This window comes from Marinobacter salicampi, from assembly GCF_011074795.1.
Lineage (GTDB): Bacteria > Pseudomonadota > Gammaproteobacteria > Pseudomonadales > Oleiphilaceae > Marinobacter > Marinobacter salicampi.
In genome coordinates, this window is the sequence record NZ_JAAMPF010000026.1 from 49,335 (window position 1) to 70,456 (window position 21,122).

The following is a 21,122-nucleotide window of genomic DNA, read 5'->3' on the forward strand; positions in this document are numbered from 1 at the left end:
GGAGCTTAGTATGAGTCATGCACCACAGATTCGGGTGCCGGCCACCTATATGCGCGGCGGCACCAGCAAAGGCGTTTTCTTCCGGCTAGAGGACCTGCCCGAGGCTGCCCGGCAGCCGGGAGATGCCAGGGACAAGTTGCTTCTACGGGTGATCGGCAGCCCCGACCCCTACCAGAAACAGATCGACGGCATGGGAGGCGCCACCTCCAGCACCAGCAAAACCGTGATTCTCAGTAAGGCCACGGTGCCGGATCACGATGTGGATTATCTGTTCGGGCAGGTATCCATTGATAAGCCGGTTGTAGACTGGAGCGGGAATTGCGGCAATCTCACGGCGGCGGTCGGGGCCTTTGCCATCAACAACGGGCTGGTTGACCCCAGCCGCATTCCGGAGAACGGCATTGCCGTGGTCCGGGTCTGGCAGGCCAACATTCGAAAAACCATCGTGGTCCGGGTACCCATTACTAATGGTCAAGTGCAGGAAACCGGCGATTTCGAGCTGGATGGCGTGACCTTTCCCGCAGCGGAAGTGGCGGTGGAGTTCATGGATCCGGCAGACGGTGCCGGATCCATGTTTCCCACCGGCAACCTGGTGGACGAGCTCAATGTGCCGGGCGTGGGTAACCTCCAGGCCACCATGATCAATGCCGGCATACCCACGGTATTCATCAACGCCGGTGACGTGGGCTATACCGGAACAGAGCTGCAGGAGGCTATCAATAACAACGCTGAAGCCCTTGCCATGTTCGAGGCCATCCGGGCCGAGGCAGCGGTTGAAATGGGCCTGGTCGCTCATGTCAGTGAAGCCGCCAACCGGCAGCACACACCCAAGGTGGCGTTTGTCGGCAAGCCGGCAGACTATGTTTCATCCAGCGGCAAGCAAATCCCGGCAGGGGATGTCGACCTGCTGGTACGGGCGCTGTCCATGGGCAAGCTGCACCACGCCATGATGGGCACCGCCGCTGTCGCCATTGCTACCGCTGCGGCCATACCGGGCACGGTCGTTAACCAGGCGGCAGGCGGAGGCGACCGTACCTCGGTATGCTTTGGCCACCCCTCCGGTACCCTCCGCGTGGGCGCGGAAGCCAGCCAGGTGGACGGTGAATGGACCGCCACCAAGGCTGTTATGAGCCGCAGCGCCCGGGTGCTGATGGAGGGCTGGGTTCGGGTGCCAGGTGAAGGCCTGTAACGAGTTGTTAAACTGCCTCCAGGTTCCGTTTTTTCATTCAGAGGGCGTACTATAGTCGCCCTGTTCTGTACTTCGGGGCGCGCTGCTGAAAAAGGCGGTGCGTCGTTCTGTAGGGAGAGCTGGGCTGTTCTATACTGAGAGCCGCGATGATCTATAGTGAATGGAATAAGGTTTAACGGGAAAATGCAGAGGTCCGGATGAATACCGCTGTCAAATGCCTCATGCCATCGCTTTTGGGTATGCTTCTGGCCTGTGCCACTGTTCAGTCGACGGTTGCAGATAACGTCCGGCGCGTGGTGCATCCGGACGGCAGCGTTGAATTCACCAATATTCCAGACAGCCAGAACAGTTTCATCTCCACCAAAAAGCAGGTGGTGTACCGGTATGAAGATGCCAACGGTGTCATGGCATTCAGCCGTTCCCGGCCCGCCGGGGGCGATTACGACGTTATCCGTTTTGAATGCCATGCCTGCGAGGTGAACTCTACCGTAGACTGGTACAAGACCCGACTGTTTGTTTCGCCCTACAAAGAGGAAATCCAGGCGGCGGCCGATCAGTTCGGCATTGACCCGGCCCTGGTAAGGGCGGTCATCCATGCGGAATCCGCTTTCAACCCGAAGGCGCTATCCTCCAAGGGTGCCCAGGGCCTGATGCAGTTGATGCCAGGCACCGCCCAGGAACTCGGGGTCGTCAATGCAATGGACGTCGCCGAGAATATCCGGGGTGGGGCCAATTACCTGGCTCGCATGCTCCGCCGCCATAACGGTGACATCACGTTAGCTACCGCAGCTTACAACGCCGGCCCAGGAGCCGTGAGTCGTTACGGCGGATTACCACCCTTTGCCGAAACCCGTGCCTACGTTGAACGGGTTGGCATACTCCATGAGCGTTACCGAAGCTACGCGTCCAACTGAAGACAATCGGCAGGCTCATTCAAACCACCTAACGGACTAGAAGGTGAGATCCATGAACGCCAACGCAGATCAGAACCTCAGACCAGACTATGACGACGTACTGCAGAAAATCGCGGACTACGTACTGACCTACAAGATCGACAGCCCCAAAGCCTGGGACACGGCCCGAAACTGCCTAATGGACACTCTGGGCTGCGGACTGTTGGCGCTGCGCTTCCCCGAATGCACCAAGCACCTTGGCCCCCTGGTGGAAGGCACAACGGTACCCCACGGCGCCCGCGTACCGGGAACCTCGTACCGGCTCGATCCGGTGAAAGCAGCCTGGGATATCGGCTGCATCATCCGCTGGCTCGATTATAACGACACCTGGCTTGCAGCCGAGTGGGGTCATCCGTCCGATAACCTGGGGGGTATTCTGGCGGTGGCGGACCACCTGTCCCAGCAACGGGCTGCTACAGGTAAGGCGCCTTTGACCATGCGAGATGTGCTCGAAGCCATGATCATGGCCCATGAAATCCAGGGTGTGATCGCACTGGAAAATTCGTTCAACAGGGTAGGGCTTGACCACGTCGTTCTGGTCAAGGTGGCCTCTACCGCAGTCACAGCCAAGCTCATGGGTGCGGACCGGGAGCAGCTGCTATCGGCGCTTTCACACGCCTGGGCTGATGGTCAGTCCCTGCGCACCTACCGGCATGCCCCCAACGCCGGCTCACGTAAATCCTGGGCCGCCGGTGATGCCACCTCACGTGGGGTGCGCCTGGCGGATATTGCCATGCGGGGCGAGATGGGCATTCCCGGCGTACTGACCGCGCCCCAGTGGGGCTTCTACGACGTGCTGTTCAGCAAAACCAACAAAGATCAGGCCCTAAAGCCTGAAGAAAAGCGTCAGTTTTCTTTACCCCAGGACTTCGGCTCCTACGTGATGGAGCATGTGCTATTCAAGATCTCCTTCCCTGCAGAGTTCCATGCCCAGACCGCGGCGGAGGCTGCGGTTATCCTTCACCCGCAGGTCAGGGATCGACTGGACGAAATAGACCGCGTCGTACTGACTACCCATGAGTCCGCAATCCGGATCATCTCCAAGCAGGGCCAGCTGGCCAACGCCGCCGACCGGGACCATTGCCTGCAATACATGGCGGCGGTGCCGCTGATATTCGGAAGCCTGGTGGCGGAACACTATGAGGATGAGTTTCACGAAGCCCACCCGATCATTGATGAGATTCGCGACAAAATGGAAGTGGTGGAAGACGAGCGTTATACCCGGGAGTATCTGGAGCCTGATAAACGCTCCATCGCCAATGCTATACAAGTGTTTTTTAAAGACGGTTCGAGCACAGAGAAAGTAGCCGTTGAATACCCCATTGGCCACGGCCGGCGCAGGGCTGATGGCATCCCGCTGCTGGAGCAGAAGTTCCGGAGTAACCTGGCCACCCGGTTTGCGGGCCAGCGCTGTGATCTGATCTTCGGGCTGTGCCGGGACCAAAACGCACTCGAGGCAACACCGGTGCATGAGTTTGTGGATCTGTTTGTCATCTGACCCGGTTCCGGGACCCGGTGACCGCAACGGGTTATTCCAAACCCTATTTCCTGAACAGAAAAAAGCCCGGAGGCGTTAGCCTCCGGGCTTTTTATCGAGCAGCTACCGTTTTACTTGCGACGACGGAAGGTGGTCATACCAGCAAGGCCCAGGCCCAGCAGTGCCAGGGTGGCCGGCTCTGGAACACTGGCCAGAGTTACGTTGTCGATGCCCCAGCCGTCGTTGTTGCCTTCGCCGTTGTTAAAGGTCAGCGTGACGCCAGAGAAAAGGACGTCGGAGACCAGGGTAATGTACATCAGGTTGCCGTCACGCAGCGGGTTGTTCAGCTGCAGGGTTTCTTCTGTGCCGTCGTTGAAGGTCAGCTTCAGCGCAGCGCCTTGGTCGTTGGCATCAGACAGAAAAAAGCCGAAAGCGTTATAGTTGCCATCCAGGATGTCCCAACGTACTTCATCAGCATCGTTGCTGTCGAGCCACTGGGAGCTATAGGAATCGGCGCGGCCGAATTCGCCGGTCTCGTTGTTCTCAATCAGCAGTGACGTGGTGAAGAACTCGTCGCCGTTCGGGGAGGAGTCTGCAGCAGTGTTGGTGAAGTCGCCAACGGCTGTGTTGAAAGTAGAAGCGGCCTGGATCCAGCTGCCCTGGTCAGTGTTGTCATCCTGACCGGTGTTGGCGAAGCCGTCAAAAGTCTCGGTTTCTTGGTTGTAGCTGTTGGCCAGGAAAGAAGCTTCTGCTGCCTGCGCATTGGTAACGCCGTAGGCTGCGTCAAATTTGATCACTGCAGCGCTGGCTGAAGATGCAGCGGCGGTAAGAGCCACACACATAATTGTTTTGGTAAATACATTCATACTGATTCCGTCCATATTGGTTACTGTCTTAGGTGGCTTTCGGCCTGCCAACAGGTAAGCTATTATCGTGCCAGTAAAATAAATATAATTGTTTACAAGGTATTAGACGAATTTTATCAGCTATCATTTTTGCGATATGTAAAAAAAACCGACGTAAAAGCTGCGGCGGCTGAAGGACGATGCAAGGGAACCCGGAACCGTTCAGATTGTATTTCGTGTATTAAAGGTTTACATTTTGCGCTGCTTTTTCAGCAGTATCGAGAACGGAAGCTCGCAGTGAGCGGGTACTACTGGTTGTAAAAAGGAGAGGGCGTGGCTCACGTCAGACTATTTAAGCATTACATACACCTGCCTTTCGTAATCCTCGGCCTGATCGATTTTCTTTTGCTCGTGCTGGCGTTCTCGGTCGCGGTTTTCTTCCGGTATTTCGGTGATACCGAACTGTTCATAGAAAACTACGCGTTTGTCCTGCCTTCCGCCCTGGTCTTCGCCGGGGTCAACCTGCTGGTCATGGTCGCCCTTGGGGTCCATCAGGCCCGCCTGGAGGAAGGCCTGTCGGGCATGATGCTGAGAACCATCCTGGGGCTGATTGTCGCTCTCCCGCTTGCGGGCGCGGCCTACCTTCTGGGTCGAGACTGGTTCTGGTACATCGCGGGCGAAGGTGTTCTCACCAGTGCGTCAGTGTTCGGGTTCTTCCTGCTGGGGATCGGGCGGACCATATTTTTCTCGCTGGTCACCGAAGGGGCGTTCAAGCGGACCGTGCTGGTGCTGGGAGCCGGCATTCGGGCCAAACAGCTACTTGAAGACCTGCACACCCCGTTCAACCGCAAGGGCTTCAAGTTCGCCGGCTTTGTGCCGCTGAAAGATGAACCGATTGAAATTGATGAAAAGCATCTGATTCATATACCGTACACATTGCAGCAGTATGTGCTCAAGCATCCGATCCGCGAGATCGTGGTCGCGGTTGATGATCGACGCAAGGGTCTGCCCCTGGAAGATCTGCTTGAGTGCAAAATGGAAGGTGTACGCATAGTGGATGGTGCGAGTTTCTATGAGCGGGAGTCGCGAAAAGTGGCGCTGGAGATGATAACCCGGGGCTGGCTGGTATTTTCGGACGGTTACACCGTGTCGTCAGTTTCGGGCTTTGGCAAACGTGCCATTGACCTGCTGGCCTCAGGGCTGCTGTTCCTGGCAGCCTCCCCATTAATGCTCCTGACAGTGCTCGCGATCAAGCTGGAAGACGGGCCCAAGGCTCCGGTTCTGTACAGTCAGGAACGGGTGGGGCTGAACGGGCGTGTATTCAAAGTGCACAAGTTCCGCTCCATGCGCACAGACGCAGAAAAGGGCGGCGCCGTCTGGGCCCAGAAGAACGATACCCGGGTGACCAGGGTCGGTGACTTTATCCGTAAAGTCCGGATCGACGAACTGCCACAGATCTTTAACGTACTGAACGGCACAATGGCTTTCGTGGGTCCCCGGCCCGAACGGCCCATTTTTGTGAATCAGTTAGCGGAGAACATTCCGTTTTATGATGAGCGCCATCGGGTAAAGCCGGGCATAACCGGTTGGGCGCAGTTATGTTTTGCCTATGCAGACAATGAAGAGGACAGTCGTGAAAAGCTGAGATACGACCTGTACTACATTAAGAACCAGAGTCTGTTGCTGGATATGTTGATTATAATTCAAACAGTGGAAGTGATATTGTTTAAAAAAGGATCGAGATAGACCGTTTAAAAAGGACCGTCAATCAGTCCCGTTAACGCTGGTTTTTCGGGTGACTTAAAACACCATGGATTTGTTGTGAGGTAACACGATGGCACGGACGTACCGTTGTATTGGATTGCTCTTTTCAGTTTTCGCTGCCGCCCTGTTAGCGGGTTGTGCAGGTGGCCCAGCTTCATCCCCCGAGAAAATCCAGCGCGCCCTCGCCATGAGTGAAGATACCGAGACGCCTGCCTATATTCTCGGTATTACGGACGTTGTATCGGTCTCGGTCTGGCGCAACTCTGATCTCAGTGCATCTGTTCCCATCCGCCCTGACGGCATGATTTCCGTCCCCCTGGTGGGCGACGTGCGGGCAGCCGGGCGGACGCCGGAAGCACTTGCCGACAGCATTGAGGACCGGCTTTCCGCCTACATTCGCGAGCCCCAGGTCAGCATTGTGGTCACCTCCATGGACAGCCATGAGTTCACCGACCGGGTCCGCATCACCGGAGCGGTCAGGTCACCGCAGTCCATACCCCATCGTGATGGCATGACAGCGCTGGATATTCTGTTGAGTGCCGGTGGAGCGACAGAGTTCGCTGCTTTGAATGACGCCATGCTTTATCGTGAGATGGACGATGAGATGGTCGCCATACCGGTGAAACTCGCCGACATTCTTAACAAAGGCGACATCAAGACCAATTACACCATGCGCCCCGGGGATATCCTGGCAATTCCCGAACGTAATTTCTGAGCGCCTTTATTGGCTTAACGTTTCGCTGATTACGACGACTCAAGGTTTTGAATATGGCACTTCCGATTTCCAAATTACCCCAAGAGATACTTCGCGAAGTACGCACTCATAAATGGATCGCGTTCTTCCTGTTTGCTTTCATCAGTTTTGCAGTACTCGCCGCAGGCTTTCTCTGGCCCTATAAATACGAATCTCAGGTGATTATTCTTGTAGACGACACCAATATTATTGGCGAGTTGATGCAGGGCAGCGCGGTTACTACCAAGATCAACGAACGCGCATCCGTGGCCCGCGAGACCCTCTGGAAGCGCGAAGTCATGGAGCGGCTCGCCCGGGATGAAGATCTTTACGGCGAAGGCGCGGCCGAGGCCGACGATGGTGTGATTAACGGACGAGTCGCAGAACTGCGCAGTGGGTTTGACGTCCGGCCCCGGGGCGAAAGCTACTTCACGATTATTTACAGTGCCGAATCCCCGCTCCGGGCCTTCCGGACAGCCCAGCGTCTTGGTCAGGTATTCATCGAGGAGAGCAGCGGCCGCAAGCGTGCCGAGAGCCGAGCCGCCTATGACTTTATCGACAAGCAAGTGAAAAGCTACGAGTCACAGCTCGCTGAAGTCGAGGGTGACCTCAAGCAATTCCTGTCGGATAACGACGATGGCACAGAGGGCGCAGCCAACAGTCGGATGGCCAACCTGCGCAGCCAGCTCGAATTGGCCCAGATGGAAAAGGCCGAACTGCAATCCCGCGCCCAGTCCCTGGAAGACCAGCTTAATGGTGTCAGCCCCAGCTTCAGTCAGGGCGGACCCAATGCCTATGAAAAGCGCATCCAGTCAATGCAGGAGCAGCTGGATACCCTGCGGCTTCAATACCATGACACTTATCCTGATATCGTGATCCTCAAGGAACAGCTGGCCGAGCTCCGCAAGCAGAGGGACGCCGCCATGGCCAACGGCGAAACCGCAGCTGAATCTGAAGGCGGCGGTACCGCCAATCCGCTTTATCAGGAGCTCAGGGGCGCGCTGGTGAACACCAACGCCGACATTGAAACTATCAACACCCGGATCCAGTCAATCGAGCAACTGATGGCGAGCCAGTCCGAGCGGATGGAGCGTATTCAGGCTAACAAGGCCCAGTACTCCGACCTTACTCGGGACATGGAAGTAAACAAACAGATCTACGACGACCTGCTCAAGCGCCGTGAAAGGGCAAGGGTCTCCATGCACCTGGACATCGAAGGCCAGGGCCTTAATTACCGGATCAGCGAATCGGCCCAGTTCCCCAGTGAACCCTCGGGCCTGCAATTTCCCATGTTTGCCGCGGCCGGGATACTGCTTGGGCTGGTGGCACCGTTCGGAGCCTTCGGCGGACTATTGCAGATCGACCCCCGCGTAAGGGCCAGGCAGCAGCTTGAAGGTGACATAGGCTTACCGGTGTTAGTGGAATTGCCAAGGGTTCGTACGCCCTTTGAGAAGCGCAGGGAACGGCGCCTGACTGTGGCAGTCCTTGTGTGTGCCGCCATCGCGGCCGTTGTTTACATTGCTATCGCAGTCTCTGCATCTTTGGGAGTAATTTGATGACTGAATCTCAACAGAGCCACGACGAAACCAACACCAAGCCATCGACCCGGAATGACCTGGGAGACTCAAAAGACCCAGGTGTACCATCAGATCTGAACCGGGACAAAGAGGAATCCCAATGGCTGGATGCCCGGTCAGGTAACAAGAATGCGGTACCTTACTCAGAATGGGACGACTCCCGCATGCTGGTACCAAGCTCCCTGGAGCTTGGGCCCGGGGCGGTAGACAAATACGTCATCAGCAAGCAGATCGTCCGGATGCAGGAGCCTACCAGGCTGACCGCTGACGATCTGGACGAGCGCCGGATTATTCACCCGGACTCCAAAAACCGGGACCTGGTCAATCGCTTCCGCAATCTGCGGACTAAGCTGCTGGAAGTCTCCGGGGGCAATAACTTCACTCTCGTAGTAAGCGGTGCAGCCCAGGGCGCGGGTTCTTCCTTTGTTGCCCTGAATCTGGCCGCGGCCTTTGCGTTTGACCAGGCCAAAACGGCCCTGGTGATTGACTGCAACCTTCGCGAGCCTTCCATGCACTCCATGCTGGATGTGGTTCCGGAAAGCGGCCTGACGGACTTCCTGGACGACCCGGACTACGACATCGCCCGCATCATCTATCCGACCGGTATCCCCAGGCTCCGTCTCATCCCGGCCGGCAGTCGGCGCGAGTCCCCCAGCGAATTCTTCACGTCGTTCCGCATGAAGCAGTTTATCCAGGCCGTCCGCAGGCGTTACCCGGACCGTTTCATCGTGCTGGACACGGCTCCGATCTCGGAATCACCGGATGCCCGGATTCTGGCCGAGTTGTGTGACTATTCCATGCTGGTGGTGCCCCATGGCAAGGTCACACCCTCAAGCGTCGAAAGCGCTGCCACCTCCTTCAACTCTGAAAAATTCGTCGGAGCGGTGATCAATGGGTAATCCACGCACTTCAGGGAAAGCGCTGTTTTCCCGCGGAGCGGCGGAAACCCTCGCTCTTACCACGCTCAGCATCAGTGTATTGACGTTTTCAGGAGCAGCCTCGGTATCGGCAGAGCCGGTGAAACTGTCTGCGGGGCTCGAAAACATATACAGCGATAATGTCAGGTTGCGTGCCAATAACGAAGAGAGCGACATGGAGACCCGGCTCAGCGTCAACGTCAACCATGTATCTGACCCGGGCCGTTGCAACTCCAGGCTCGGTGGCGAGGTCGGGGTGGGCTATTGGTGGGAAAGCACCTATGACCCCGAGCTATACACCGATTTAGGCTTCCGGGGTGACTGCGAAATTACACGGGGTCTGGACTGGGAAGTGTCCAACTCCCTAAGGGATGTACAGACCGACTCCCGGGAAGCCGCAACCCCCGACAACACGAGCAGCAAGAACGTATTCACCACCGGCCCGGTCTATACCCTTCCCATTACCAAGACCGACGTGCTGTCGTTTTCTGCCAAGTACCAGCGAACGGATTATTTTGAAAGCCAGGGAGACGATGACAATCAGGTCGACGGCCAGCGTGTTATCGGCTCGGCGTCCTGGAACCACCTGTTCAGCTCCACCCTGAGCGCCGGCCTGAGGGTGAGCACCGACCGGGCAGAGCTGGAAAACGACACCGAAATCGACAAGAACACCGCCAGTGTCATCTTCTCCAACGCCTGGCCCGCGACCCAGATTAGCGGTTCCGTTGGCGTGACAGAACTGGAAACCCGCTTTACCGATTCGTCCCGGCCGCCATCAAACACCGAAGCGTTCGTGGGTAACGTCTCGCTGGACCGGCAGATCAACCCGTCGGCCGATTTTTACCTGAACGTCAGAAGGGACGTGACTGACCAGACATCGGATTTTGATATTGAGGTCGCCGGCTTCAGCTTTAACCTGAGAGAAACCGAGGTCATTGAAGTAACCACGGTCAACACCGGTATCAACAAGCGGTTCGGTGACAGCACCAATCTCAACGTAGAGGCGTTCGCCAGCCGTTCACTCTACGTGCTCTCGGACGTCGAGGAAGATCGTATCGGGCTCGAGGCCAACGTGGTCAGACCTATTGCCACGCGGTGGAATGGCACCGCCGGTGCCGGTTATACCTATCTGACCTACGACGAGAACCAGGCAGACGACACCCTTGCAGATGTCTACCTCGGGCTGCTTTACAAGGCCAGCTCGCAACTGAACATCCAGGGCAGGATTGGCCATAACCGGCGAACCAGCGACGTACCCAGCCGTGAGTACCAGGAGAACTGGATACTGCTGGGCCTCGAGTACAGGTTCTTCTAGGCCCTAGCCAACAGGCGAATAAAGGGCCAGGGTGTTCCGTAAAGGTAACGTCGTCCCTCACACCGATTTTAATGGCTGAATCATGGATATGATCAAGAATGCGCTCACGGTCGACGTGGAAGACTACTTCCAGGTTGCGGCTCTTGCAGAGGCTGTGGAGCCCAAGGACTGGGGCACCATGGAGTACCGGGTAGAAGCAAACACAGACCGGCTTCTGGGCCTGTTTGACGAACGCGATACCAAGGCAACCTTTTTTACCCTGGGCTGGGTGGCAGAGCGCTCCCCGAACCTGGTGCGGCGTATCCAGCAGGCTGGCCACGAGATCGCCAGCCACGGCTACAGCCACCAGCTGATCTACAATCAGACCCCCAAGGTGTTCCGGGAAGAAACCCGTAAATCCAAGTAGATCCTGGAAGATATCACCGGCGAGCCCATCAACGGCTATCGGGCGGCCAGCTATTCCATCACGGCTCAGTCCCGCTGGGCTCTGGATATCCTCTGTGAGGAAGGCTTCACCTGGGATTCGTCCATTTTCCCTGTTCATCATGACCGCTACGGCATGCCCGGCACGCCCCATGAGCCCTATCTGCTCGAGGCGCCCTCCGGCGGTACGCTGAAGGAATTTCCGCTGTCCACCTGCCCGGTGGGCAAGTACCGCATGCCCATCGCAGGCGGCGGCTATTTCCGGCTGTACCCCTATGGCCTGAGCCGTTGGGGACTGGGGAAAATCAACAAGGCAGGGCAGCCGTTCATCTTCTACCTGCACCCCTGGGAAGTGGATCCGGGCCAGCCTCGCCTGAAAGTGAGCGCGTTTTCAAAATTCCGGCACTACAACAATCTTTCGGTATGTTATGACCGGCTCGAGCGACTTCTTGGCGACTTTCGCTTCGGAACCGTTACCGATGTCATGGATGCCATTGATTTCAATGGCACGCCCGTCAAAGTTTAGGTTACATGCATGGAAGAGCTGTCCACAGCAGAGATTGAACCGTCAAAGCAGAAGATTGAAAATCTCAAAGCCCTCAAGGGCCGTCTCAGCCGCCAGATCGGTGAGGCGAAGAAGGCCGGCGATAGCGCGGATGAGCTGATTTCGCAGCTCAAGTCAGTGTCGGATGAAATCAAGACGCTTCAGAAAGCCCGCAAGCAGGCGCTGAACAGCGATGGGGCAACCCAACCCGGTGGTGAAGGCAAGACCACAGGCTGCTCCCCGGTCGAGGCACTAAGCCCTGTCCTTAACACCAGCGCCAAGCCAGTTCACCGGGTGGTGGAGGACGTCCGTGGAACTGGCCCCGAGGCGGCCTGGGACGATTTCGTCGATCAGCATGGCGCCACCAGCCCCTACCACAAGATCAGCGTGCGCCGGTTCATCGAGCAGACCTATAGCCACAAGACCCACTACTGCTGCGCCCTGGCGGAAGATGGCGAAGTGCTGGGTGTATTGCCGCTCGTTCAGCTCCGCAGCCGGCTGTTCGGCAATTTTGTGGTGTCAGTACCTTATTTCAACTACGGCGGATTGTTAACCAACAGCGCAGAAGCGGCCGAAAAACTCCTGGCGGCGGCTGAAAACTGGCGACAGGTCATTGGCGCAAGCCATGTGGAGCTGCGGCATGTGTCTGATGCCGGCACCGGCCTACCCGCACGCACCGATAAGGTGACCTTCTGGTTGCCGTTACCCGGCTCATCGGAGGAGCTCTGGCAGAGTTTCCGCCCCAAGCTGCGGGCCCAGGTTCGCCGGCCTGAAAAAGAGGGTGCTGAGGTAACCATAGGCGGTGCGGAACTGCTGGACGAGTTCTACGATGTATTCGCCGCCAATATGCGAGATCTTGGCACGCCGGTTTACAGCAAGCGCTTTTTCCAGAACCTGCTTGAACAGTTGGGCACGTCCGCACGCCTCGTGATCGCCACGCTGAACGGTCGCTCCAGTGGCTGCGCCTTCTTGATTGGGCACGCCGGACGCATGGAAATCCCCTGGGCCTCGACCCTGAGGGAGTCCAACGCCACAGGCATCAACATGCTCATGTACTGGAAAATTCTTGAGTACAGCATCGGGCAGGGCTACCAGACGTTTGATTTTGGCCGCTGCAGCAAGGACGCCGGGACCTATAAGTTCAAGCAGCAGTGGGGCGCAACGCCGGTGCCCCTCAACTGGAATTACTGCCTGCCCGCTGGTGAGAAACTGCCGGAGCTTAACCCCAACAACCCCAAGTTCCGGCTGATGATTGCGGTATGGCAGCGTCTGCCCGTGTGGCTTACGCGGCTGATCGGCCCGCCCATCGTCAAGAGCCTGCCCTGATGAGCCTGTTTCAGACCCACGCATGGCAAAGCGCCTGGTGGGAGGTCTGGGGCAGGGAGAACAACTTTGACCTGGTCAGGGAGTGGGGCGATGGCCGTTCCGGCCTCTACCTTTCCCGCTACCGTATCAAGGGCCTCATACCGGCCACATCCCTCGAGTTTGTGGGGTGCAGCTACCGCAACCTGCGCTCTACGCGCACCGAGTACAATTCGTTCCGCAAAGACAGCGAGTCCGTCGGGCTTTCAGCCGCCGCTCTGAAATCGCTGCTGACCACCCGATGGTCAGAAGCCGTGTTCAACGACTTGATTGAAGACTCCGAAGACACGGTGGCACTTAGGACCCTGGCCCGACAGGAAGGCTGGCTGGTGCGGGAAACCGCTGCGGATGCCGCCTGGCATGTGAACACCGATGGCTTGTTCAGGACTTATCTGAAGTCTCTGGGCTCCAATACCCGGCTTCGGCTCTACAACCGTCGTTCGGTTCTGGAAACCACCGGCGCGATCTCAACAGAAAACTGCTTTGCCGGTTGCACTGACCCCGGCGCTTTCTTCCGGCGCCTCAATGAATTCCATCGTCGACGCTGGGGCAAACCGGTCTACGGCGACAAAGCCCTGGCCTTCAATACCCTGTTCCTGCAGCGGGTCCAGCAGGAAGGAGGCGAGCCCCAGTTGTCCTTGCTGAAATGCAATGATGGGGTCATCTCCGTGCTTTATAACGTCAAATACCAGGGTTGTGTCTATAACCTGCAGAGCGGGTTTGAAGAAACCTTCCACCCCAAGCTGGCGCTTGGCACCTTGCACCTGGGCTACGCCATTGAAGAGGCATTCAACGACCCTGAGGTAAGCAGGTTCGACATGCTTGCCGGCTCCGGGAAAAAGGAAAACTACAAGGCCAGGATTGCGACCGGGTCCTGTCAGTTGGTGTCCCTGATGGTGGTGCGCAATCCGCTGCTTAAAGTGCTCTACCGGCTGAAGGATTCGAAAGCAAATTAACCGTAAAGCAGGCGTCAGGCCCGGGTGAGGATTTCCTTGGCATACTCCAGCCAGCTGCAGTACTGCTTGAAGGGGGGCATGGTGTTGGGAAAACTGAAGCGCTTGATGGCGTAGATGTCGTTTTTTGTCCGTGGCAGCAGGTAGGCGTAGCCGGGGTCCGCGGACAGCGCACCCAACAGTCCGGCCTCCGCCACGATCCGCTTTTCCCGATCGCCAAAATCAATACTTTCCCGGCCACTGGGGTAACAGAAGACGGGTACCGGGTTGGCCACATTCCGTTTCAGTATCTCCCAACTGCCAAGAATCTCGCTCCTGGCTTCGTCATCGCTTACCTGGGCCAGGATTGGGTGGCGCTTGGTATGGGGGCCAAACTCAATGTAGGGTGATTCGATACGCCGGACCTGATCCCAGGTAATGGACTGGTATTCAGGAGGAGCCGTCACCGGGACCTCTACCTCGAGCATCTGGCCGAGCTCTTTGACGACCTGCTCGGCATTCCTGTTCGACTCGCACTTGTAGACCTGCCTTAACTGTCGTACCAGCGTGCGCCTTTCTTCCGGGTTGGAAAACTGGACATGGACAGGTCCCAGGCCAAGGTCAAGCTCCATGCTGGTCAGGGTCGTATGCTTGAACAGGTACTCCAGCTTGTAGTCCCAGGACCAGTATTGCTGCTCCTGCATGTCGGTCGCCAGGAACAGGGTGACCGGGGCCTTGTGCTTTTCAAACAGGGGCAGGGCACTGTCAGCCTGGTCATAGAAGCCATCATCCAGGGTAAATGCGACGGCTCGCTCCGGAAGCGGGCGGTGATCGAGCATGGCATGCACCAGTTCCCTTACCGAAATCACCGTATAACCGTTCGCTCGAAGATAAATCAGCACCGCTTCCAGGTGATCCGGACAGTGGCCGTGAATATTGAGGGCGTTGTCCGCAAAGCGATGCAGCAGAAAAACCGGCACAACCCGGCGACGCAAAGGCTGCATGACCCGGCATACAGGACTGCTGGTCAGGAAATTTATCGCTGTTTCCGAGAAACTCACCCTGAAATACTCCAGTTTATCATTTTTTCAGCGCTCTGATGTATTGCCTGAGTTCATGCCATGCCGGCATCACATCATCCAGACGGTTAACTTCGTGCTTTTGATGACGGAGTCTAATGGAAAGAAAGCTAACCAGTCTCATAATCTTTTTCATCCAGGGCTGCCGCCCTTTCAGGTACAAGTAGAGACTGTCAAGGTCACCCAGCAGCCAGCGAAGCCGTTGATCGGTGCGATAGGTTTCGGTAGGAACGACCCGCTGGCCAAGCTGGGCCTTTGCCAGCATCAGGGGGAAGTCCACCCCGGAATCGATCGCCAATTGCAGGGATCCCCAGAACCGGGTGTTGATCTCCATGAGATAGGCCTTGCCTTCCGGCGTGATCCTGAACTCGACCATGGCGACCCCGTGCCAGTTCACTGCATCCAGCAGTTTCTGTGCGGTTGCCTTGAGCTCTTCGTCGGCAGCTACGCTCCGACACAGAACGCTGACGCCCCCTTCAGGCGGCTTCTCCCGCAGGCGCTCATGGGCAAAAAACTGCAGCGGCTGGCCTTTATTGTAAAGACAGAAAACACCGCCGCCATGGCCCGGAATAAACGACTGCAGCATGAACGGCGTCGTCTCAAGATAAGGGGAAAGCTCTAGCGCCTTCTGTAACCCGGCCGCATCATGAATAACCCTCACCTGGGTGTGTACCCAATCATCCCCCGTATAGATACGGGACAAGGCCGGCTTCAATACACACGGATAGTGGAGGGAAACACCTTCCAGTTCACTGGCATTTTTGAACATCCGGCTCTCTGGCACAGGAATGCCCAGGCTTTTAGCAAGCTCTACCAGTGAAATCTTGTCAGAAAGGGCCATAACGGTTTGATAGGGCGCAAACGGAAGCTCAATCCCTGGCAATTCATCCCGGCAAAACAGTAACAGCTGGCTGGTCACCTCAGTGGTGGGCATGACCAGATCGAAATGCTGGCGAGCGGTGAGGTCCTTCATCCAGGCGATAAAGTCGCGGGGGTGTTCGCCCGGGTCAGGGTGCTGGAGGTAGGCCTGACTGTAGCGGGACTGACCAGCAAGGGCCTGTACCGTGGCGTCCGCCGTGGTGATCTGGAATTGGCCGGATTTGCCAAGGGAGCGGGTAACCGCAAGAGCACTACGCTGATTGGCATCCAGAACCAGCACGCTGGGCAGATTAGAATCCATTCACAACCTCTTGGAAATACAGATAATCAAGCCTAACAAATCCGTGTAGAAACAGCACTGGCTCCACCTAATCACGTAGGTTAACATAGAACGAATATAGAGAGCGGATCAATGGAATGGCCAAACGTGGAATGACTCCCACCGTATTGCATGTAATCGACACCACGGGCCCGGGAGGGGCTGAAACAGTTTTCCTGGCACTGGCCGAGGGCTGTATCAAACAGGGCTACCGCAGCGTCGCGCTGATACGGGGGCCGGGCTGGGTGGAGGAGCAGCTCAAACAACGCTCGATTCCGTACTATATCCGGGATTGTAAAGGCTCACTTAACCTCAAGTTTCTGTTCGAGGTCCTTTCCATTGTGCGAAGGGAGAAAGTGACTCATATTCAATCCCATCTGCTTGGCTCCAACGTTTACACTTCAATCGTGGGTCTTATCACCAGGCTTCCCGTCACCGCCACGTTTCATGGTCACGTGGACATATCGCCGGACGAGCGCTTTCGCAATGCCAAGCTGGCCCTTATCAAGATGGGCTCCCGGCACGTGGTGTCGGTTACTGAAGATCTTAAGAACACCATTAACCACACCACCGGGTCCTATTGCAGACTGCATCCGACGGTTATTCCCAACGGTATCGATTTAAGCGAGCTGGAAAAGCTACCGGTTAACACGCTGGGAGAGCCCGGAAGGCCCCTGGTGTTTGGCTGCCTAGGCAACGTCAGGCCCGCGAAGAACTACCCCCTTGCGGTGGAGTTTATCCGGCTTCTGAAAAGCAACGGTATAAACGCCAGGCTTCGGATCGCCGGCGACGATACCAAAAGTGGTGCCATCGAGCTGAAAAAGGAAGTGGCCCGGTTAGAACTTGAAGACAACGTTGAATTCCTGGGCTTTATCGACGACGTGCCCGGGTTTTTCGGCTCCGTTGATGTTTTCCTCATGACCTCGTCATCAGAAGGGCACCCGCTGGCCCTGACCCAGGCCCTTGCTGCGGCCAAGCCAATTCTGTCGACCCGTAACGGGGTCGAGCGTGTGGTACCGGAGCACCTGCTCTTTCTGGCCGAGGAACATACAGCGGCGTCCCTGTTTGCAGCCCTTGAAAAGCTCCAGGCCGTTACCGAGGGAACTGAAAGCTCGGAGCGCCTTGTAGAAGGTCGGAAGTACGTCAAGGACAATTACAGCGAGGAAGTGATGCGACAGCGGTACACCAATCTCTATGGAATAGAGGCCGTATGATGCTCCGTCAGTACATCATGGACAAATTCGGCAGTAAAAAGGGCCTGTTGCGCTATTGCCTCGACGAGCTGTATTGCCGGGTGGGCGCCTTTCGCGACTACACCCGCTGCGATACGCCACCGGACAGGCTGGTGTTCGTCTGCCAGGGGAATATATGCCGAAGTGCCCTTGCCGAATGGGTGTTCAAAGGCCATTCCGATATCGAGGCCATTTCTTTGGGCCTGAACACAAACACAGGGAAGGGCGCGAACCCCCGCCTGCTTAAAATCGCATACGAAACCAAAAATATAGACCTGTCGTCTCATAAGACCACGAGCGTAGAAGACTACGTCCCCAGAACCGGCGACGTTTTCGTTTGCATGGAGGCGAGCCATATTCGGGAAATTAAGAGCCTTGGTTATAACGGGCCTTTTCTGCTCTTGGGTTCGTTCGGAAAAAAGAAGACGTTCCGCATCAACGACCCGTATTCCGCCAACGATACCTTCATGACAAAAACCATTGATGACATCGTCTACCACACCGTTGAATTGGCGAAGAGCCTAAAGAGGTAACTGGTGTTTGCTGTATTAAAAAGTGATTTCAAAGAATTCCGGCAGGCCCTGAAAGGCCAGGATTTGATTTTCTATCTTGGCCTCGCCTTTATCGTTCTCTACTATTTGCGCCCCCAGGTGATCATTCCAGGCCTTGATATCATCCCCTGGATGCAGATCGTTATTCTGGTCGGCTTTCTGACCATGATCGGAAATAACAGGCTCAAGTTCACAGGCACTCATTTCCTGGTGTTCCTGTTTGCGACCCTTGCCTGGCTGTCGGCGATGAATTCCCTCTACCCCCACATTTCCTCCAAGGACATAACCACGCCATTCATATTTGCCCTGGAGGTTCTGTTTCTTTCCAACTGCGTGAAAAACGTCAAGCAGTTACAGCTGCTGATGATCATCTTCTTTCTGTGCATTTTTAAAATGTCGTTTTTTGGCGCACGCGTCTGGGCAACCCGGGGTTTCGGCTTCACCGATTGGGGCATACAGGGCCCCCCAGGTTTCTTTCAGAACAGTGGTGAGTACAGCCTGTTGATGGCCTTATGCACGGTGATGTCGATCCCGCTTATCCTATATATGAAGCCGAAGACGAAGCTTTACTGGATACTGCCCGTCACCGCGGCTATGGCGGTGATGGGCGCCAGCTCGCGCGGCGGGCAACTGGCTCTGTTGGTGGGCCTCATTTACCTGCTGCTCGCGTACAGGAAAATAAGCTTCAAAAACCTTGCCTATGTTGCGGTGTTCGTAACTATTGCATGGGCGCTCTTTCCTGAAGAACAGAAAGCCCGCTTCCAGACCGCAGGCTCGGACCAGACGTCCACCACCCGCATAGATTATTGGGAGGCTGGGATAGAGATGGCCAAGGACTACCCGATACTTGGTGTTGGCTTCAGGTCTTTTCCGGAACACTACCACAGGTACTTTAAGGTCAGCGACGGGAGCTATCTCTCGACCAGGAGGGAGGTGGCCCACAACTCTCTAATTGAGGTTGCGTCGACCTTAGGGATACCAGCTCTGATTTTGTATGTCTGGTTCCACTTTTCTGTGTTTTCCAGCAGGTCGTTGGTAAAGAAGCACAAAGACCCGGGGCCGGAGCTTGAGTTCCTGGAAAGCTTCAGGGTTGCATTGAATGCCTCGGTCCTGACCTACTTTGTAGGGGCGATCTTCATGTCGATCACATTCTATCCCTACATCTATTTCCTCTTGGCTCTTGCGATTATCAAAATGCGGCTTTCAAGAGACAGGGAACGTGAAATTAAAGTGCAAAAGGGAGCATTCAGTGGCAGCGCCAAAGCCAAGGCCAAGGCCGTATGAAATTGTCATACCGGTGTTTGATGACGAGGAAAACCTCGTCAATCTGCTGGATAGTCTGGCTGATGTGGGAGTCAGCCCATGCGATGTGATTGTCAGCATGTCCGGCCCTAAGGGCAATATCGATAAGCTTAAAGCTAGTTATGGCTTCCGTTTGTTATATTCTGAAAATAGACAAGGCCCCTCAGCCACCAGGAACAAAGGCGCAGGCGAAACAACAGCCGACTACATCATGTTCCTTGACTCCGATGTGCTGGTTTCCAAGCAGTGGAAAGTCGCACTTGACGAAATCACTGAAGAGAAGTCAGTGCTCCTAGCAGGTGATACTGTTCATGTTTCGGCAACGCCGAACTGGCTTGAGCGTTTTTGGTTTTCCCAAATGGAGAGGGGTGAACGAAAGTACATTAACAGCGCTAATGTTCTCGTTAGGCAAGATCTTTTTCAAGACTTAGGTGGGTTCAATGAAAAGCTGGACAGCGGCGAGGATTATGACTTCTCTATAAGATCTGCAGCCTACGGTGCACCTCCCGTTTTTGATAAGCGGCTGAAAGTGTTCCATGAAGGTTACCCAAAGTCAGTAATGGAATTCCTTAAGCGAGAGCGCTGGCATGCGTCAGGAGATCTAGGAAGTATTAAAGCCTTTATGGCAAGCCGCGTTATGCTTGCGGCGACGCTTTATGTGCTTATTAGTTTAACCGTGTTGGCCACATTGATTACTGCCAATTGGTCAGTCTTCCTGCCCGCCGCATTGGCCTTTTTGTTTTTCCCATTGGGCTTAACGCTCTACAAACTGGGCTGGGACGGAAAGTCTACCGTTCTAAGTTATCTTATTATGAATTTTTACCTCGCCGGGAGAGGCTCGGCCTTGATCGGGCTGTTATCAAGGCCGCTAGCCCGGGCTTTCAATCTTAGCCGCATTTAATCCTGGTGAAGCTGTGGTACGGCGCTTTTGATCATGGGATTACCCTGAGCATCAGTCCAGTCAGGACGCTCATTAGTTATCGTTATTTCATCAACGTACATTGACTGGGTTTTAGGAGCGCCGCCGTTCCAATAGGTAAATAGAAGTGCTCGATGTGAGAAATCGGAATCTTCTTTAAACGTAGGACGGTCAGTGATGTGCCCGAGTAGCTCACCATTTTTCCATACACGCACTTCGGCTTGACCCCCGAGATCCAGGGGCTTGGAGTCAAACGTAATCTGTAGTTGATAGCTTTCCCATTTTTCTTTCACAATCATATCTTCTGGTTTACCAACGTTCCGCCAGACGTTCTCTCCCTCATAGATCCATTTAAACGCGTTATCTGTGGACTTCTTGTCGAGCAAAAAATCCACACATCCATGGTTCTTGTCCTCTGCGGACCTGGTGCAGACTCTTAAGAATTTCAGACGGTTGCCTTCTCCGTACGAATAATGGTCAAAGTCTTCAGGGAAGTATGTATGCACTTGATACCAGATTGTATCACCACGATAGAGTTTCTCCGGAAACATGAATTCACCCCCCCACATGCCGTAGCCGGTTTTACCCTTTTTGATATGTAGCTTCGCAGAGTTGCCCTTGATCGATTTCTCATCTGAGTACAGCCCTCCACCACCGGCACCACTAAAACCGTCAGACCCTTTATCTACCTTTGCGCCAATTGGACCGGAGTCAAAGTCTGCGTGAATAGTCCAGGCCGAAGCATATAGGCTACATGACCCAAAGGCTGCAATTATTAAGTACCTTAGAATATCCATATAAGAATCCTTG

21 protein-coding genes are annotated in these 21,122 nt (G+C 55.6%); 16 read left to right on the forward strand and 5 right to left on the reverse strand.

Going from position 1 to position 21,122, the window contains the following annotated elements; genetic code table 11:
* Window positions 1–10: 10 nt before the first annotated feature.
* The 3 genes from prpF to prpD all read left to right on the forward strand — a co-directional run bounded on the left by prpF (window position 11) and on the right by prpD (window position 3,640).
* Complete coding sequence (prpF, locus tag G7W63_RS14475) at window positions 11–1,189, forward strand: 2-methylaconitate cis-trans isomerase PrpF (RefSeq protein ID WP_166259586.1); 1,179 nt, start codon at window positions 11–13, stop codon at window positions 1,187–1,189.
* A 197-nt stretch (window positions 1,190–1,386) separates the two neighbouring features.
* The gene (locus tag G7W63_RS14480; RefSeq protein WP_207308962.1) at window positions 1,387–2,103 is read left to right on the forward strand and encodes a lytic transglycosylase domain-containing protein; all 717 of its coding nucleotides are present in this window, start codon (window positions 1,387–1,389) and stop codon (window positions 2,101–2,103) included.
* Window positions 2,104–2,155: 52 nt separating this feature from the next.
* Complete coding sequence (gene prpD / locus G7W63_RS14485; RefSeq protein ID WP_166259589.1) at window positions 2,156–3,640, forward strand: 2-methylcitrate dehydratase; 1,485 nt, start codon at window positions 2,156–2,158, stop codon at window positions 3,638–3,640.
* A 110-nt stretch (window positions 3,641–3,750) separates the two neighbouring features.
* Here the strand turns inward: prpD and G7W63_RS20020 are convergent, their stop codons facing one another.
* Window positions 3,751–4,485: a PEP-CTERM sorting domain-containing protein gene (locus G7W63_RS20020; protein WP_242634430.1), complete on the reverse strand. Its 735-nt coding sequence runs from the start codon at window positions 4,483–4,485 to the stop codon at window positions 3,751–3,753.
* 312 nt (window positions 4,486–4,797) lie between these two features.
* Between G7W63_RS20020 and G7W63_RS14495 the strand changes: the two genes are divergently transcribed.
* The 9 genes from G7W63_RS14495 to G7W63_RS14530 all read left to right on the forward strand — a co-directional run bounded on the left by G7W63_RS14495 (window position 4,798) and on the right by G7W63_RS14530 (window position 14,055).
* Window positions 4,798–6,210: a TIGR03013 family XrtA/PEP-CTERM system glycosyltransferase gene (locus G7W63_RS14495; protein ID WP_166259595.1), complete on the forward strand. Its 1,413-nt coding sequence runs from the start codon at window positions 4,798–4,800 to the stop codon at window positions 6,208–6,210.
* 88 nt (window positions 6,211–6,298) lie between these two features.
* Window positions 6,299–6,943 carry an XrtA/PEP-CTERM system exopolysaccharide export protein gene (locus G7W63_RS14500; protein ID WP_166259598.1) on the forward strand — a complete coding sequence of 215 codons (645 nt, stop codon included), beginning with the start codon at window positions 6,299–6,301 and terminating at the stop codon, window positions 6,941–6,943.
* Between the two features lie 53 nt (window positions 6,944–6,996).
* The gene (locus G7W63_RS14505) at window positions 6,997–8,517 is read left to right on the forward strand and encodes an XrtA system polysaccharide chain length determinant (protein ID WP_166259601.1); all 1,521 of its coding nucleotides are present in this window, start codon (window positions 6,997–6,999) and stop codon (window positions 8,515–8,517) included.
* Window positions 8,517–9,437, forward strand: a complete 921-nt coding sequence (locus tag G7W63_RS14510; RefSeq protein WP_242634431.1) for a P-loop NTPase family protein — start codon at window positions 8,517–8,519, stop codon at window positions 9,435–9,437. Before G7W63_RS14505 ends, G7W63_RS14510 begins: the two co-directional genes overlap by 1 nt.
* Window positions 9,430–10,770: an outer membrane beta-barrel protein gene (locus tag G7W63_RS14515; RefSeq protein ID WP_166259604.1), complete on the forward strand. Its 1,341-nt coding sequence runs from the start codon at window positions 9,430–9,432 to the stop codon at window positions 10,768–10,770. The genes G7W63_RS14510 and G7W63_RS14515 overlap by 8 nt, the downstream gene beginning before the upstream one ends.
* Window positions 10,771–10,852: 82 nt before the next feature.
* The gene (locus tag G7W63_RS20025) at window positions 10,853–11,176 is read left to right on the forward strand and encodes a polysaccharide deacetylase family protein (RefSeq protein WP_242634432.1); all 324 of its coding nucleotides are present in this window, start codon (window positions 10,853–10,855) and stop codon (window positions 11,174–11,176) included.
* Between the two features lie 123 nt (window positions 11,177–11,299).
* Entirely contained in the window at window positions 11,300–11,719 is a 420-nt protein-coding gene (locus tag G7W63_RS20030; protein ID WP_278185426.1) for a DUF3473 domain-containing protein, read from the forward strand.
* A 9-nt stretch (window positions 11,720–11,728) separates the two neighbouring features.
* Window positions 11,729–13,063 carry a FemAB family XrtA/PEP-CTERM system-associated protein gene (locus G7W63_RS14525; protein WP_166259607.1) on the forward strand — a complete coding sequence of 445 codons (1,335 nt, stop codon included), beginning with the start codon at window positions 11,729–11,731 and terminating at the stop codon, window positions 13,061–13,063.
* A complete protein-coding gene (locus tag G7W63_RS14530) occupies window positions 13,063–14,055 on the forward strand; it encodes a GNAT family N-acetyltransferase (RefSeq protein WP_166259610.1) in 993 nt (330 codons plus the stop codon). Before G7W63_RS14525 ends, G7W63_RS14530 begins: the two co-directional genes overlap by 1 nt.
* Window positions 14,056–14,069: 14 nt before the next feature.
* Here the strand turns inward: G7W63_RS14530 and G7W63_RS14535 are convergent, their stop codons facing one another.
* Entirely contained in the window at window positions 14,070–15,092 is a 1,023-nt protein-coding gene (locus G7W63_RS14535) for a polysaccharide deacetylase family protein (protein ID WP_166259613.1), read from the reverse strand.
* Between the two features lie 19 nt (window positions 15,093–15,111).
* Window positions 15,112–16,290 (reverse strand): carboxylate--amine ligase, encoded by a 1,179-nt coding sequence (locus G7W63_RS14540; protein ID WP_166259616.1) that lies wholly within the window; start codon window positions 16,288–16,290, stop codon window positions 15,112–15,114.
* A 116-nt stretch (window positions 16,291–16,406) separates the two neighbouring features.
* Here G7W63_RS14540 and G7W63_RS14545 point away from each other — a divergent pair, with 116 nt between their 5' ends.
* Together G7W63_RS14545 and G7W63_RS14550 are read left to right on the forward strand one after the other, a co-directional pair.
* Window positions 16,407–17,522 carry a glycosyltransferase family 4 protein gene (locus tag G7W63_RS14545; protein ID WP_166259619.1) on the forward strand — a complete coding sequence of 372 codons (1,116 nt, stop codon included), beginning with the start codon at window positions 16,407–16,409 and terminating at the stop codon, window positions 17,520–17,522.
* A gap of 17 nt (window positions 17,523–17,539) precedes the next feature.
* Window positions 17,540–18,073, forward strand: a complete 534-nt coding sequence (locus tag G7W63_RS14550) for an arsenate-mycothiol transferase ArsC (RefSeq protein WP_166259622.1) — start codon at window positions 17,540–17,542, stop codon at window positions 18,071–18,073.
* A 15-nt stretch (window positions 18,074–18,088) separates the two neighbouring features.
* On the opposite strand, the gene G7W63_RS14555 is transcribed toward G7W63_RS14550, so the two are convergent.
* A complete protein-coding gene (locus G7W63_RS14555; protein ID WP_166259625.1) occupies window positions 18,089–18,295 on the reverse strand; it encodes a hypothetical protein in 207 nt (68 codons plus the stop codon).
* Window positions 18,296–18,337: 42 nt separating this feature from the next.
* Between G7W63_RS14555 and G7W63_RS14560 the strand changes: the two genes are divergently transcribed.
* Window positions 18,338–19,375 (forward strand): O-antigen ligase family protein, encoded by a 1,038-nt coding sequence (locus G7W63_RS14560; RefSeq protein WP_166259628.1) that lies wholly within the window; start codon window positions 18,338–18,340, stop codon window positions 19,373–19,375.
* Window positions 19,341–20,294, forward strand: coding sequence for a glycosyltransferase family 2 protein (locus tag G7W63_RS14565; protein ID WP_166259631.1), 954 nt, complete (start codon window positions 19,341–19,343; stop codon window positions 20,292–20,294). Before G7W63_RS14560 ends, G7W63_RS14565 begins: the two co-directional genes overlap by 35 nt.
* On the opposite strand, the gene G7W63_RS14570 is transcribed toward G7W63_RS14565, so the two are convergent.
* Window positions 20,291–21,109 carry a hypothetical protein gene (locus G7W63_RS14570; RefSeq protein WP_166259634.1) on the reverse strand — a complete coding sequence of 273 codons (819 nt, stop codon included), beginning with the start codon at window positions 21,107–21,109 and terminating at the stop codon, window positions 20,291–20,293. The genes G7W63_RS14565 and G7W63_RS14570 overlap by 4 nt on opposite strands.
* Window positions 21,110–21,122 lie beyond the last annotated feature (13 nt).